Origin of the sequence: Chryseobacterium ginsengisoli, from assembly GCF_039542325.1 — a bacterium.
GTDB classification, from domain to species: domain Bacteria; phylum Bacteroidota; class Bacteroidia; order Flavobacteriales; family Weeksellaceae; genus Chryseobacterium; species Chryseobacterium ginsengisoli.
This window is the reverse complement of the sequence record NZ_BAABHX010000003.1, coordinates 559,773-575,441: the sequence shown is the minus strand read 5'-3', so window position 1 is coordinate 575,441 and position 15,669 is coordinate 559,773. Positions and strand designations below refer to the sequence as shown.

Below are 15,669 nucleotides of genomic sequence, written 5' to 3'. Positions count from 1 at the left end.
TAACAAAATAAAAGCCACTTCATAAAGAAGTGGCTCATATATTTAATAATTCTAATAATTAATTATCATACCCTGGGTTTGATTTAACTAGAGTACCAGCTAAATCAGTTTCCGCTCTTGGAATCGGGAATGCATTAAGATCCGCATTAGTACTAGCTCCTGTAGGTCTAGGAACCGCATCTCCCCATCTTCTTAAATCCCATTGTCTAAGTCCTTCTCCTAAAAGTTCTTTCATTCTTTCAGCTTTCAACAATGTCATATTAACTGATGTAGCAGCAGGTAATCCTCTATTAGCAACAACTAAATTATAGTAAGTAAGAGCCTGTGTTGCACTACCACCATTTAATTCTGCTTCTACTCCATTTAATAAAATTTCTTCATAACGAAGCATCTTAATATTATCAGCTCCAACTCCCTGAGTATATTTACCTATACCATTATTATTTGAGCTAAAAGATAAGAATCTTTGCCCTCCACTTAATGTAATGAACTTTCTTCTTTCATCAGCAGCATTATATGCATTATACGTACTTGTGTTTACTACAATATTACCATATCCGTTAGGATTAAGTCTTTGTCTGTAAGAAGCTGTAGACAATGATGCGTTGATTCCTACTGCCAGTTCAAACATAGAGTTAGGAGCGGCTCCGTTTAGAGTAAATCTAAATGACTCTTGAAGCAATCCAGCAGGTACTACACTAAATTTGCCATACAAATCATTTGTTAAAGACCTTACTTTTGCATAATCTCCTTTATAAAGATAAAATCTTGACATCATACCTTTTACAGAATATACTGTAAGTTCAGTTTTAACTGTACTTGCAGGATTACCATTAGCAGTCATTAATTCTATAGCTTTCGTATAATCTGCATCAATCTGAGCCTCTGTTTGAGCAATACTTGCTCTGGGCATTTTAGCAGTTGGATCATATTTTAAGGGCATTACAATTCCTAAAGATTCACCTCCAGAAATATACTTTTGTCCATACAATCTTAGTGCATCAAAAAAAGCGATTGCTCTAAGTGCATAAGCCTGGCCTTGTGCATATTTAGCATTGGTACGATTAGCATCAGTACCTTCAATTCCAGCAATATCAGTATTAATCACAATATTAGCTTTAGCAACTAATTCATAGATTTTATTATATGTGTTCACTGCATAAGCATCATTAGAGAGCATGGTATAGTTCATAACATTCTGATAATACCCTCCTGCCAAATTACTGATCATTTCATCAGATCTAACCTCTCCATATGCCAAAAAGTCTGCTCCATAATAATTAGATGAACGTAAACAATCATATCCACCTCTCACAAAAGCTTGCATTTCGTTCTCTGTTTTTAAAGGAGCTTGTTGTACCTCTTGGAAAAACTCTCTATCTACAAAGTCATCGGAACAAGATATGCTTGTAGCAATTACACCGATTGACAATAATCCTATTTTTATTATTTTATTCATTTTTTTTTTTTAGAAACTAACATTAACACCAAACAAATAAGACTTCAATACAGGTAAACTTAAGTTTGTAGTTCCTGAAATATTAGTCTCTGGATCGAATTTTAATCTATCATCAAAATTATGAGTCCAAGCATTATTAGCCATCACATAAACTTGTACTGAATTTAATCCCGATCCCTTCAACATATCACCAGTAAAAGTATATCCGAATCTTGCATTACTTAATCTGATATAGTCAGCATCATAAAGATACCTTGTTGAAGCAGAGTTAGAAAGCTTATTACCTCCATATAATGGTTTTGGATTAGAAGCCCCTGTATTTTGTGGTGTCCAGTAATCACCCATTACATCAGCATATCCTGGATAATTTAGTGAATACTGTCCATCACTGTAAGTATAGTTAGCCCAGTTATCGTAAATTTTCCCTCCAAATCCGTAAGTGAATTGAAGATCTAACGCAAATCCTTTATATGAAATACTTGTATTAGCTCCTCCGAATACATTGCTTAAAAATGATCCCTGAACAGCTTGTTGTGCTTTGCTATAATCATTAGTAGTTGCACCATCAATACCATTAATATACCACAAAGGATCTCCATTTGATGGATCTACACCTGCCCATTTTCTTAAATAATAAGTTCTAACACCTTCCCCTACCCTAAGAGTTGTAGATGCTGTATTAACAGTTCCACCATATAATTCTGTAACTTCATTCTTAAGTGTAGATAAGTTTGCACCAACAGACCAATTTACCTGATTTCTATCTCCTTTGAAAATATCAGCATTTACAGAAAATTCAAACCCTTTATTAACAAGAGTTCCTACGTTATCAAGCATTACACCATATCTTAACGTTCCATTGTCATTTGTAATTCCACCTTGGGATGGAGATAATGGTGAATTATAAATAAGATCATTTGTTTTCTTATTATAATATTCAGCCGTAACTGTAATTCTATTTTTTAAGAATCCTAAATCAATTCCTATATTTAAAGGATTAACAGTTTCCCAAGACAAATTTGGGTTATAAATATTATAATATCTGGCTCCTGAAGTATCATTATAGTTGATATCATACAAGTATAGTGCATATGGGTTTGCATTTACCTGATTCCCTAACTTACCATAAGATGCCCTAAATTTAGCCATTGATATTAATTCCATATCCTTAACAAAATTAAGTCTTGCCAAATCTACACCTCCACCAATAGACCAGAAATTACCTGCTTTACTACCTGGCGTAAATTGAGAAAGAACATCTCTACGGTATGATGCATCTAATAAAAGTAATTTATCGTAATCATAATGTCCTGTTACCGCATACCCATATCTTGAGCTTGTTCCTCTTGTTCCACTATAACCATAAGGTACTACAAAATTACTTAATGTTTCAAGTGTTGGCGTACCAACTGTAATACCAGTACCCATTAAAAATTTTCTGTCTTGTTTATACGCTTCCTGAATTAAAGATGCTCCTACATTATGCTTACCAAACTTCTGAGAATAATCCAAGATATTTTGTATGTTAAAATTAAAATATCTATTGACAGAAGTTCTCTGATACCCTCCATACGTATATCCATCTCCATGAAGTGGATTCCAATAAGTATCCTCTTCTATATTCAAATATTCGGGTGAAAATACAAATCTATAAGTTAGATTTTTTAAGATTTTATACTCTACATTTAAGTTTGCGAATGCTCTGAATGTACCAGCCTGAATATAGTTATTATCCAGTAAATATCCCGGATTAAACTGATTATTACTTAATCTGCTATTTGCAGGATTTCCAAGATACCAACTACCATCAGCATTTTTTGCTTGATCAGTAGGTCTATTAAAATATTGAGCCAACATAGGGTTAGAGAAAGCACCTCCATCACTCAATGTTCTGGTTTTACTATGAGAGATTTGGAAATCTGTACTAATTTTTAATTTATCAGTAGCTTGATAACTTAATTTTGTTGTGTAAGACAATCTCTTGAAAAATGAATTTCTAATAATACTGTTCTGCTCAAACATATTAGCAGCAGCATAATAAGTAAATTTGTCATTACCACCAGACAAACTAAAGTCTGCATTTTGTTGATAACCATCTTTCCTTACAACATCTAGCCAATTGGTATCATATGGAGAAGAAAATACAGCTACAGCCTGTGCATTTGCAGCTGCCGAAATCTGACCAGATAATGACCCTGCAGCAATCTGTTCAATAGAATAGTTTGAATTCAATGAATTATTAAACATATCCCTTAGATAAGTTTTATATTCACCAGCAGAAAAGTTTCTCGCCATATCAACAGCCTGTTGATTGAAACCACTATTAAATGATAAATTAAACCTTGCCTTTCCTTTTTTTCCTGATTTCGTAGTAATTACAATTACTCCCGCTCCTGCATCAGCGCCATATACCGCAGTAGAGACAGCATCTTTTAATACTGTAATACTTTCTACATCATCAGGACTTAAATTCGCTAAAATATTAGTAAGAGCTGATGTTCCATTTGCAGTTCCCAAACTTCCATTAGCAACTCTAACGCCATCAACAATATAAATTGGAGATGTAACACCATTAATAGAAGATACACCTCTCACTCTTACATTTGCAAACCCTCCAGGTTGCCCAGAAGCACTTCCTGTCTGAACCCCCGTAACTCTACCCTGTAACATTTTATCAATAGACGCAACAGGAACATCTTCAATAGATTTCGCTGTCATTGTGCTTGTAGCACCTGTAATCTCCTGTACAGTTTTCTTTTGCCCAAACCCGACCATTATTACCTCTTCAATCTGCTGCTCTTTTGCTGCAGTATCTCTTTTACCCGTCTGGGCAAATACGACCTGTCCTGTAAAAAACAAAACTCCAGCCGTTAATACACTTAATTTCACATTCATATTAACAAATTTTAATATTTAAGAAAAACAAATATGTTAATAAATTTTAACATATCCAATTTTTTAACTTTTTTAAAATATTATCATCTAAAATAGTTACACTATACTCATTATGTGCCACGCAGTATATTTAAGTATAATTTTCCCTATTTATAAAGTCAGTTAAAAAGTTTTACTAATAATTTTGTGTTTAACATTTTTTTTTTAATACCATAAAATTTATTTAGAACCATTATAAATTCAATATGAACGTAATAAAAAAGCCACTCTTTTCAGAGTGGCTTCAATTCTTATATAGAAAATAAAGGTTATTTTAACTTCTTCTTAACAGCAACTTCTTCATAAACTTCAAGAATATCACCTTGCTCAATATCATTATAACCTTTCAAGTTCAATCCACATTCATAGCCTTTTGTAACTTCTTTTACATCATCTTTGAAACGTTTCAAACTTTCAAGTTCTCCATCAAATTTCACAATACCATCTCTAAGCAATCTTACTTTTGACTGTCTCGTTACTTTTCCGGTAAGAACCATACAACCTGCAATCGTTCCAACTTTAGAAATTTTGAACACCTCACGGATTTCAACATTACCGATAACCTGCTCCTGAATTTCAGGAGAAAGCATGCCTTCCATCGCTTCTTTTACCTCATCGATTGCTTTGTAGATTACAGAGTAAGTTCTGATTTCAATTTCTTCACGATCTGCAAGATCTTTAGCATTTGCACCAGCTCTTACATTGAATCCGATGATAATAGCATCAGAAGCAGCCGCTAAGTTAATATCAGATTCTGTGATCTGTCCAACACCTGAGTGAAGAATTTTCACACTAATTTCTTCTGTTGATAATCTTTGTAACTGATCAGAAAGAGCTTCTACCGAACCATCCACGTCACCTTTAAGGATAATGTTTAATTCTTTGAATTCTCCTAAAGCAATACGTCTACCCAATTCTTCAAGCGTCGTATGCTTTTTAGTTCTGATCGAAAGTTCTCTTTGAAGTTGTTCTCTCTTATTAGCAATTGCCTTACCTTCACTTTCATCAGCGTAAACACGGAATTTATCACCAGCTGTAGGTGCTCCGTCTAGGCCTAAAATTGTTGCAGGAATTGATGGGCCTGCTTCAGTAAGGTTTTTACCTCTTTCATCAAGCAAAGCTTTTACTTTACCATGATTTTTACCTGCCACCACATAATCTCCAACTTTTAAAGTTCCAGTTTGCACCAACATTGTTGCCACATAACCTCTACCTTTATCTAAAGATGCTTCGATTACAACACCGTTTGCAACTCTGTTAGGATTAGCTTTTAATTCAAGCATTTCTGCTTGCAATAATACTTTCTCTAATAGGAGATCCATATTATTACCCATTTTAGCTGAAATTTCCTGAGCCTGTACATTTCCACCCCATTCTTCTACCAAAATATTCATTCCAGAAAGTTGCTGACGGATGTTATCAGGGTTTGCATTTGGCTTATCAACCTTGTTGATTGCAATAATCATTGGTACTCCTGCAGCCTGAGCGTGAGAAATCGCTTCCTTCGTTTGAGGCATCACATCGTCATCAGCAGCAATTACGATAATTGCAATATCCGTAACCTGTGCTCCTCTCGCTCTCATCGCTGTAAAAGCTTCGTGACCCGGTGTATCTAAGAATGTAATTCTCTGACCGTTTTCCAATTTCACGTTATAAGCACCAATGTGCTGTGTAATACCTCCAGATTCTCCGGCAATTACGTTAGTTTTTCTAACATAATCCAACAATGAAGTCTTACCATGGTCAACGTGTCCCATTACAGTAACAATCGGAGCTCTTGGTAATAGATCTTCTTCATTGTCGATTTCGTCTTCTGCATCACTTTCTTCAAGATCCGCATCAGAGAATTCGATTTTGTATCCAAATTCATCAGCTACTAACAATAAGGTATCAGCTTCTAATCTTTGGTTCATGGTAACCATTACACCTAAAGAGAAACAAGCAGAAATTACTTCTGTAGGAGAAACATTCATCAAACTCGCCAATTCACCTACTGTGATGAATTCGGTTACTTTTAATGTTCTGTCTGCAGCATCAATTTCCTGCTGACGTTCGTCCTGCTCTCTACGGAAGTTTCTCTTATCTTTTCTGTGTTTAGCAGACTTAGACTTACCTCCTTTATTTGTTAATTTTTCAAGGGTTTCCTTGATCTGATTTTTAACCTGTTCGTCTGTTAATTCAACAGGCATAGTTCTTTGACCAGGTCTGTTGTTGTTTCCAAAACGGTTTCCACCACCTTGTCCAGGTGGACGGTTTCCTTGTCCGCCTTGACCTGGAGGACGATTTCCGCCTTGGTTGTTTCCAAAACGATTTCCGCCGCCTTGACCACCTTGTCCAGGTGGACGGTTTCCTTGTCCGCCTCCTTGGTTATTATTTCCAAAACGGTTTCCACCTTGTCCTTGACCCTGACCTTGAGGACGATTATTTCCTTGTCCGCCTTGACCTTGAGGACGGTTTCCTTGTCCGCCTTGGTTATTGTTATTATTTCCGCCTTGCTGATTATTGTTTCCACCTTGTTGGTTGTTACCACCTCCTGGTTTTTCAATTCTCTTTCTTTTCTTCTTAGCTCCGGCTCCTTGTTTAGGGGCAAATTGAGTTAAGTCGATTTTTTCACCAACAATTTTGGGACCGTCAAGTTTTTGATAAACGGTTTCAATTTTTTGAGGTTCCTGAGGCTCATCATCAGTTTTCACTGGTTCAACTGGTTTTACCTCAGCAGGTTTAGTAGGAGTCTGAACAGGTTTTTCAGCTACAGGTTTTGGAGTTTCTTTCACTGGTTCCACTGTTTTTTCAGCTACTTTTTCTACAGGTTTTTCCTCTTCTTTTTTCTCCTCCATTTTTGGTTTGTCTTTTTTTACAGGTCTGTTTCTAGACTCGATTTGAGACAAATCTATTTTATCCAGAACTTTGAATTCCTGTTTCTCAGGAGTTGCTTTTACTTCAGGAGCAGGAGCAACTTCTTCTTTTTTCTCTTCCACCACAGGTTCCGGTTTTGGAGCAGGAACTTCTTCAACTTCAGGTTTTTTAGGCTCTAAGTCTATTTTACCTAAAATTTTAGTTTCCGGTTTATTTGCTTTAGCTCTTATTACTTCAGGGGTTTTCTTTTCTTCAATTTCCAGCTTTTCTTCCGGAACTTTAGTGATCACCACCTCATGGGAAGCTTTACGTTGCTCGCCGTCTTTGGCAAACTCAGCCTCCAATGCAGAATATGCCGCTTCTTCCAATTGAGCGTTAGGATTGCTTTCAACCTCGATACCCTTAGCTTGTAAAAATTCTACTAATCTGGACATCGAAATATTGAATTCCTTAACCGCTTTATTTAATCTAATTTTTGGCATCTATATTATTTACTGTTTTTTAATTCTTAAAATTAAAGTATTTCTTTTTTACTGTTTATTAAAATTTACTTAAAAATCTTAATCTTCAAATTCTTCTCTCAGAATACGTTTTACTTCTTCAATAGTTTCCTCTTCAAGGTCAACCATATTCAATAAGCTTTCAGTTTCTTTATCCAAAACTGATTTTGCAGTAGTAAGACCTACTTTCTTAAATTCATCCAAAATCCATTGCTCGATATCATCATTGAATTCTCTCAATTCAACATCATCGTCTTCGCTGGATTCTCTATGTACATCAATCTCATAACCTGTCAACCAAGAAGCAAGTCTGATATTCTGACCTTGTTTTCCAATCACTTTAGAGATCTCTTCAACCGGAGTATATACCAATGCATAAGTTCCGTTCTCGTTGATATCAATTTTATTAATTGTAACATTTCCTAAAGCTCTCTTCACCAAAATCTCAGGGTTTTTCGACCACTGAATAACATCGATGTTCTCATTTCTCAACTCTCTTACAACTCCGTGAATTCTTGAACCTTTCACACCCACACAAGCTCCTACAGGATCAATTCTGTCATCATAAGCATCTACTGCGATCTTCGCCTTTTCACCAGGTATTCTTACTACTTTTTTCAGCATAATAGTACCATCCTGAATTTCAGGGATTTCCAGCTCTAATAATTTCTCTAGGAATTTAGGTGCAGTTCTGGAAATAATAATCTGTGGTTTTGAACCTTTGAAATCTACTGTTTCCACAATAGCTCTGATATTCTCACCCTTTTTAAAGAAATCCGATGGAATCTGATTTTCTTTAGGCAAAATGAATTCGTTCCCTTCATCGTCCAACAAAATCACGTGCTTGTGACGGATATGGTGAATTTCCCCTACTACAATCTCCCCGATTCTATCTTTAAACTGCTCGTACAACATTGCGTTGTTGTGCTCCTGCAATTTAGTAGCCAAAATCTGTTTCAAAGTAAGGATATTTCTTCTTCCTAACTGTGCAACAGGAATTTCCATTGTAAAATCTTCCCCAACTTCAAAAGTAGGATCAATTTTCTTAGCTTCCGAGATTTCGATTTCCAAATCATCGTCTTCCGACATTTCGTCGTCTACGATCGTTTTATTTAAAAATATTTGAAAATCTCCTTTATCAGGGTTTACGATCACATCAAAATGATCATCCGAATCGTATCTTTTTCTCAAAAGTGTCTTCAGTGAATCCTCAATAATTGCCATAAGATCAATCTTACTGATCCCTTTTTCGTCTTTAAAATCACCAAAGGATTCAATCAACGCTATATTGTCCATTTATTCTTTTTTCTTTTAAAATTTAATTGTTACTAATGCTTTCTTAATCTCAGAGTACAAAATTTCTTTTTCCTCCTCCACATCTACTTTACCTTTACCTACCTCTTTCGGTTTACGGTAACGCAGAATAAGCGTAATCTTTTCTTCATCTACTTTTGCTAACTCACCTTCAATTTTTTCAGAGTCATTTAATAAAACTTCAATTTCTCTTCCTAAATTCTTAGCAAACTGTCTCGGAGTTGCAAGAGGTTCACTCAATCCAGCGGACATTACCTGTAAGCTGAAATCATGCTCCTCACGATCCATATTGAATTCTATTGCTCGGCTTGCATCAAGGCAATCCTGCAAAGAAACTCCGTTGTCACCATCTAAAATCACTGTGATGTCATCCCCCGCAGAAAATTTTAAATCGATAAGAAATAAATCTTTTCTGGTTTCAAGGAATTCATTTAATAGTTCTTCAATTCTTTTTCTAAACTCCATACGTTATTTAAAATCTTCATTTAACAGTACGAAAAAAGGCTTTCTTCCGAAGGCCTTCCCATGTTTTTCCGTTAATCCAATGCAAATATACGAAGTTTTTATTAAAAAAGCAAAATCATCTTATTATCAAGTGAATATGTTAAATTTTATTTACACTAAATTAAGCGCCTTCGTGAAAGTATTTTTATTACTTTTGTCATTGAATTTTTTAAAAACATACATTTTGAATATTACTATTGTAGGAACGGGTTATGTAGGATTAGTTACAGGAACTACCCTTGCAGAACTTGGCAATTCAGTATACTGTGTAGATATTGATGAGAAAAAAGTAGAAGGTATGAAAAACGGCGTAGTTCCCATCTATGAGCCGAATCTTGAAGAAATGTTCCTTAGAAACATACAAGCCGAGAGATTATTTTTCACTACCAATTTAAAGGAAGCTTTAGACAAAAGCGAAGTTATATATTTAGCTTTACCAACTCCACCGGGAGAAGACGGTTCTGCAGATCTTTCTTACGTAATAAAAGTTGCGAATGATATTGGCGAAATGATGACAGAATATAAAGTTGTTGTCAATAAAAGCACGGTTCCCGTTGGTACAGCCGACAAAGTAAGAGAAGTAATCTCTTCAAAAACCCAAATTCCTTTCGACGTGGTTTCCAACCCTGAATTTCTAAGGGAAGGTTTTGCCGTTGAAGATTCTATGAATCCTGCAAGAGTGGTTGTAGGAGCCAGCTCTGAAAAAGCTCAGGATATTATGGCTAAAATTTATCAGCCATTTACCAATACAGGAATTCCTATTATTTTTATGGATGAAAAATCTTCTGAACTTACAAAATATGCCGCAAATTCATTCTTAGCTGTAAAAATTACTTTTATGAATGAAATTGCAAATTATTGCGAAAAAGTAGGTGCAGACGTTGATAAAGTAAGACTTGGGATGGGAAGTGACGACAGAATCGGGCAAAGATTTTTATTCCCAGGAATCGGATATGGAGGAAGCTGTTTCCCGAAAGATGTAAAAGCATTAATAAAATCAGGAAAACAGGAAGATTTTAATTTCCAGATATTAGAAGCTACAGAAAATGTAAATATTGCCCAAAAAGTAATCCTTGTCTCAGAAATTGAAAAATATTTCGGAGGGAACATTGAAGGAAAAACTATTGCTTTCTGGGGATTGGCTTTCAAAGCAAATACAGATGACATTCGTGAAGCCTCTTCTTTAGACAATATTGCTTTACTTCTAGAAAAAGGAGCAAAAATTGTAGCATACGACGCTGTTGCAGAAAGCAATGTTCAAAAGCTTCTTGGAGATAAAATCCAGTATGCAAAAAATATGTATGAGGCACTGGAAAACGCAGACGCATTATTTATCGCAACAGAATGGTCGGAATTCAAAAATCCTAATTTTGAATTAATGGCTCAAAAAATGAATGGTAAGGTAATTTTCGACGGAAGAAACATTTATCCCTTGGAAATTCCTGAACAGAACGGTTTCTATTATAAAAGTATCGGTCGTAAAACAATTTTGAATTAAAAGATGAAAAATATAATTATCACAGGAGGAGCCGGCTTTATTGGTTCTCACGTTGTAAGAGAGTTTGTAAAAAACAATCCGGATTCAACGATCATTAATCTTGACGCTCTTACTTATGCAGGAAATCTTGAAAACTTAAAGGACATCGAAAATGAACCTAATTATGTTTTCGAAAAAGCAGATATCACAAAACCTGAAGAATTACGAAAAGTATTCGAAAAATATAATCCTGATGCAGTTGTGCATTTAGCTGCAGAAAGTCATGTAGACAGAAGCATCACAGATCCGATGGCATTTATCAACACTAATGTAAACGGAACTGCAAATCTTTTAAACCTATGTAAAGAATTCTGGACATTAAATCCTGATCATACACACGGGAGATTTCCGGATGAAAAAAGAACCAACCTTTTCTATCATGTTTCTACAGACGAAGTTTATGGGAGTTTAGGAGAAACAGGATTCTTTTTAGAAACAACAGCTTACGATCCGCAATCACCATATTCAGCTTCCAAAGCCGCTTCTGATCATTTGGTGAGAGCTTATGGAAACACGTATGGAATGCCTTTTATCATTTCAAATTGCTCCAATAATTACGGACCGAATCATTTTCCTGAGAAATTGATCCCTCTTTGCATTTCGAATATCCTTAATGAAAGACCTTTACCAATTTACGGTGACGGAAAATATACAAGAGACTGGTTATTTGTAATTGACCATGCAAAAGGAATTCATCAGATATTTAATAACGCTAAAACTGGTGAAACTTACAACATCGGAGGTTTCAACGAATGGCAGAATATTGATTTGGTGAAAGAACTGATCAAACAAATGGATGCCAAACTTGGAAAACCTGACGGCTATTCTGAAAAACTGATCACCTTCGTAAAAGACAGACCCGGTCACGATAAGCGTTATGCCATTGATGCTACTAAATTAAATTCAGAGCTTGGATGGAAACCATCTGTAACTTTTGAGGAAGGTTTAGGAAAAACCATCGACTGGTATCTTGAAAACAAAGAATGGCTAGAGAATGTAACAAGTGGAGATTATCAGAAATATTATGAAAATCAGTATTCATAAATATGAAATCTTTTATTAGTTTCATATTTTTATTATTAGTTTCATCCGTTTTTGGGCAAGAACTACAGATGCCTCCTATTTCTATAAACAGAGATGAGGCTAAAATAGCTCTTATGGACCAGCTCATAATTACAAGTAATTATGAACAGTCTGTAAAAAACTATGTTTCAGATTATTTGTGGCTGCATTCCGAAGAGCTTAAACTTACTGATTCTCAAAAAGAGCAAATAAAAGAAAAATTCAATTATAAAGATTTTGCCGGATATTGTATTTATTCTTCATTTAACTATGTTGATAATGATAAAATATCTAAGCTTATTGATTTTTACAAATCCATTGACGGAGGTTTTGACAAAGAAAAATCTATGTTTTTAACCGATTATTATTATAGTAAGCTCCTCAATGAGAATATTCTGATATATATAAAATATATTAAAAAGAAAAACAAATGAAAGGAATAATTTTAGCCGGAGGTTCCGGAACCCGACTTTACCCTCTTACAATTGCAGTAAGCAAGCAACTAATGCCTGTTTACGATAAACCGATGATCTATTATCCGCTGTCTACGTTATTGTTAGCAGGAATTAAAGACATTTTAATTATCACTACGCCGCATGATCAAGCTGGATTCGTTAAACTTTTAGGAGACGGTTCGCAAATTGGCTGTAATATCGAATATGTAGTTCAGCCAAGTCCAGACGGATTAGCACAGGCATTTATTTTAGGAGATAAATTCATTGGAGATGATGCAGCAGCATTGGTTTTAGGTGATAATATTTTCTACGGCTCAGAAATGGGAACTTTGCTTAAAAACAAAACAAATCCGGAAGGAGGTGTTGTTTTTGCATATCATGTTTCAGACCCTGAGAGATATGGTGTTGTAGAATTTGATGATGATTTTAAAGCTGTTTCGATTGAAGAAAAACCTTTAACACCAAAATCAAATTATGCCGTTCCAGGATTATATTTCTATGACAATGATGTGGTAGAAATTGCAAAAAACATTAAACCTTCTCACAGAGGAGAACTTGAAATTACTGATGTAAATAATGTTTATCTTCAAAAAGGAAAACTTGAAGTAGGCGTTTTAGACAGAGGAACAGCCTGGCTGGATACCGGAACATTTGACTCCCTGAACGATGCTTCCGAGTTTGTAAGAGTAATTGAAAAAAGACAAGGCTTCAAAATTGGATGTATCGAGGAGATTGCTTTCAGAAATAAATTCATTAATGAAGAAAAATTACTGGAAACCGCTATCAAATACGGAAAAAGCGGTTACGGAGAATATTTGAAACAATTGGTCAACAAATAATCAGTCACATTGATAAATTTTAAAACTATTAGCTTTATGGCTGATAGTTTTTTGCTCACAACAACAAATATTAATATATTAGTTGTTGTTTTCTCATTTTATGTGAATAATAATTCATAATCATGAAATTCGGAATCAATATAATTATTATAAATTTGAAAAAAAATCTACTTTGAAAACCGTAGTATACACATCTGATAAAAAAACACACTTTTTCCAAGAGCTCAAATCGATTTACCGAGATATTAAGTCATCTAATTTTTTAGCTTATCAAATGACTAAAAGAGACATACAGTCTCAACATAGACAATCTTTATTAGGTTTTTTCTGGATATTGGCACCAGTAATTATCAATTCATTAATTTGGTTATTTTTAAATGGTTCAGGAGTAGTAAATGTAAACACACCCGAAGGAATACCTTATCCGGTTTTTGTTATTTTAGGCACCACAATTTGGAATATATTCTCTGAAGCAGTTCAAAGTCCGATAAATTCTGTCAATTCGGGAAAATCAATTATTTCTAAAATTAATTTTCCAAAGGAAGCACTATTGATGAAAGGACTTTACACGACTTTTTTCAATTTAGTGATAAAAATGATTCCTATTATTGGTATTTTAATAGTTTATCAGATTACTCCTTCCTGGAGCTTACTTCTTTTTCCCTTTTATATTATAGCTTTGATACTTTTTGCTTTTACGATAGGATTAATTATTACACCTTTAGGATTAATTTACACTGATATCAGCAAAGTACTTATTACAGGTATTCCTTTTTTAATGTATGTTACACCTGTTGTATACGCAATGCCTCGAGCTGGAATTTTCAAAATTCTGTTCAGTTTGAATCCATTAACTTATATCATTAATGATACTAGAAATACTTTAGTAGGTGTAGAGACAAATTCTTTGGTATTTACACTCGTTTTAACAGCGATAAGTGTTATTGTTTTATTGATAGGCTTGGTTATTTTCAGAAAATCGATGCCAATAGTAATTGAAAAAATTGCAGGATAATGAAAGACAAAGAAGTATTAGTATCGGCACAGAATGTATCTAAGAAATTCAGTAAAAGCTTGAAAAGCTCACTTAAATATGGAGCTTCAGATATTATCCGCAGTACATTGGGTTTATCAATAGATAAGAAATTACGACCTCAAGAATTTTGGGCCGTGGATGATATAAGTTTTGAGCTTCGACGTGGAGAATGTATTGGATTAATCGGTCACAATGGAGCAGGAAAATCTACCCTTCTAAAAGTTTTGAACGGATTATATGCCCCCGATAAAGGACAGATTGTGATGAAAGGTAAAATTGGCGCCTTAATAGAATTGGGTGCAGGATTCAATCCAATCCTTACAGGTCGGGAAAATATCTATAACAACGCTTCCATTTTAGGATTTACAAAAAAAGAAGTTGAAGAAAAAATAGAATCTATAATCGATTTTTCTGAAATAAGAGATTTTATAGATACACCCGTACAAAACTATTCTTCAGGAATGAAAGTGCGATTAGGATTTGCTGTCGCAGCACATCTTGAGCCGGATATATTGATTATTGATGAAGTATTGGCTGTTGGAGATTTAGGTTTTATTTTAAAATGCTTTAGTAAAATTGATGAATTACTTCCCCACACTGCTGTTATCTTTGTTTCTCACAGCATGCCAATGATATCCAGAATATGCAACGAAATCATATTAATGGATCATGGAAAAGTGGAATATCAAGGAAGAGATATAGGAAAAGGCATTCAGCTTTATTACAATAAATTTTCAAACAACAGCAAAAATACAGTATACGACAACCAAATATTAGAATTGATTTCTGTACAAACAGATCTTCTGAATAATGAAATTCATCGTCATCAGGATTTCAATCTTATTCTTGAATTCAAAATAAACAGACCTATTGAAGAATTGCCTGTATTATATCTTGAATTTAAAGATAAAGAACAGAAACCGATTGCAGGAATTTTTGTTAAAGAACACAAAGAAGGTATAAAGACAGGTTCTAAAATCATCTATAAAACGACTGTCAAAAATCCTCTTTTTACCTTAGGAAAATATATTCTGGATATAGGATCATATGATCCCTCTACAGAATCACCATATCTTCGCATTAATAACGTTCTTGAATTTACGGTAGGTGGAGAAAAGGAACAATGGATACCTTTTGAACTGGATAGCGAAAATATCATAACTTTACATTAAA

The 15,669-nt window shown here is 34.5% G+C and carries 11 protein-coding genes; 6 read left to right on the top strand and 5 right to left on the bottom strand.

What is annotated here, in order from left to right; all coding sequences use genetic code 11:
• Positions 1–58: 58 nt before the first annotated feature.
• The 5 genes from ABD940_RS11860 to rimP form a co-directional block, all read right to left on the bottom strand.
• Positions 59–1,192, bottom strand: coding sequence for a RagB/SusD family nutrient uptake outer membrane protein (locus ABD940_RS11860; RefSeq protein WP_486303707.1), 1,134 nt, complete (start codon positions 1,190–1,192; stop codon positions 59–61).
• Between the two features lie 276 nt (positions 1,193–1,468).
• Positions 1,469–4,354: a SusC/RagA family TonB-linked outer membrane protein gene (locus ABD940_RS11855; protein WP_345203998.1), complete on the bottom strand. Its 2,886-nt coding sequence runs from the start codon at positions 4,352–4,354 to the stop codon at positions 1,469–1,471.
• 308 nt (positions 4,355–4,662) lie between these two features.
• A complete protein-coding gene (infB, locus tag ABD940_RS11850; RefSeq protein ID WP_345203995.1) occupies positions 4,663–7,731 on the bottom strand; it encodes a translation initiation factor IF-2 in 3,069 nt (1,022 codons plus the stop codon).
• 78 nt (positions 7,732–7,809) lie between these two features.
• A complete protein-coding gene (gene nusA, locus ABD940_RS11845) occupies positions 7,810–9,045 on the bottom strand; it encodes a transcription termination factor NusA (protein WP_345203992.1) in 1,236 nt (411 codons plus the stop codon).
• Between the two features lie 15 nt (positions 9,046–9,060).
• Positions 9,061–9,528 (bottom strand): ribosome assembly cofactor RimP, encoded by a 468-nt coding sequence (rimP, locus tag ABD940_RS11840; RefSeq protein ID WP_345203990.1) that lies wholly within the window; start codon positions 9,526–9,528, stop codon positions 9,061–9,063.
• Between the two features lie 223 nt (positions 9,529–9,751).
• Between rimP and ABD940_RS11835 the strand changes: the two genes are divergently transcribed.
• The 6 genes from ABD940_RS11835 to ABD940_RS11810 all read left to right on the top strand — a co-directional run bounded on the left by ABD940_RS11835 (position 9,752) and on the right by ABD940_RS11810 (position 15,668).
• Positions 9,752–11,065: a UDP-glucose dehydrogenase family protein gene (locus tag ABD940_RS11835; RefSeq protein ID WP_345203988.1), complete on the top strand. Its 1,314-nt coding sequence runs from the start codon at positions 9,752–9,754 to the stop codon at positions 11,063–11,065.
• Positions 11,066–11,068: 3 nt separating this feature from the next.
• A complete protein-coding gene (gene rfbB, locus ABD940_RS11830; RefSeq protein WP_345203985.1) occupies positions 11,069–12,148 on the top strand; it encodes a dTDP-glucose 4,6-dehydratase in 1,080 nt (359 codons plus the stop codon).
• 113 nt (positions 12,149–12,261) lie between these two features.
• Positions 12,262–12,600: a hypothetical protein gene (locus ABD940_RS11825; protein WP_345203983.1), complete on the top strand. Its 339-nt coding sequence runs from the start codon at positions 12,262–12,264 to the stop codon at positions 12,598–12,600.
• The gene (gene rfbA, locus ABD940_RS11820) at positions 12,597–13,460 is read left to right on the top strand and encodes a glucose-1-phosphate thymidylyltransferase RfbA (RefSeq protein ID WP_345203981.1); all 864 of its coding nucleotides are present in this window, start codon (positions 12,597–12,599) and stop codon (positions 13,458–13,460) included. Before ABD940_RS11825 ends, rfbA begins: the two co-directional genes overlap by 4 nt.
• Before the next feature lie 274 nt (positions 13,461–13,734).
• Positions 13,735–14,475, top strand: coding sequence for an ABC transporter permease (locus ABD940_RS11815; RefSeq protein WP_345203979.1), 741 nt, complete (start codon positions 13,735–13,737; stop codon positions 14,473–14,475).
• Positions 14,475–15,668 carry an ABC transporter ATP-binding protein gene (locus ABD940_RS11810; RefSeq protein ID WP_345203977.1) on the top strand — a complete coding sequence of 398 codons (1,194 nt, stop codon included), beginning with the start codon at positions 14,475–14,477 and terminating at the stop codon, positions 15,666–15,668. The genes ABD940_RS11815 and ABD940_RS11810 overlap by 1 nt, the downstream gene beginning before the upstream one ends.
• Position 15,669 lies beyond the last annotated feature (1 nt).

Excerpts from the sequence above, each read along its gene's own strand:
- ABD940_RS11860 (WP_486303707.1), bottom strand. The coding sequence starts at position 1,192 with ATGAACTATACCATGCTCTCTAATGATGCTTATGCAGTGAACACATAT.
- ABD940_RS11855 (WP_345203998.1), bottom strand. The coding sequence starts at position 4,354 with ATGAATGTGAAATTAAGTGTATTAACGGCTGGAGTTTTGTTTTTTACA.
- infB (WP_345203995.1), bottom strand. The coding sequence starts at position 7,731 with ATGCCAAAAATTAGATTAAATAAAGCGGTTAAGGAATTCAATATTTCG.
- nusA (WP_345203992.1), bottom strand. The coding sequence starts at position 9,045 with ATGGACAATATAGCGTTGATTGAATCCTTTGGTGATTTTAAAGACGAA.
- rimP (WP_345203990.1), bottom strand. The coding sequence starts at position 9,528 with ATGGAGTTTAGAAAAAGAATTGAAGAACTATTAAATGAATTCCTTGAA.
- rfbB (WP_345203985.1), top strand. The coding sequence starts at position 11,069 with ATGAAAAATATAATTATCACAGGAGGAGCCGGCTTTATTGGTTCTCAC.
- ABD940_RS11825 (WP_345203983.1), top strand. The coding sequence starts at position 12,262 with ATGGACCAGCTCATAATTACAAGTAATTATGAACAGTCTGTAAAAAAC.
- rfbA (WP_345203981.1), top strand. The coding sequence starts at position 12,597 with ATGAAAGGAATAATTTTAGCCGGAGGTTCCGGAACCCGACTTTACCCT.
- ABD940_RS11815 (WP_345203979.1), top strand. The coding sequence starts at position 13,735 with ATGACTAAAAGAGACATACAGTCTCAACATAGACAATCTTTATTAGGT.
- ABD940_RS11810 (WP_345203977.1), top strand. The coding sequence starts at position 14,475 with ATGAAAGACAAAGAAGTATTAGTATCGGCACAGAATGTATCTAAGAAA.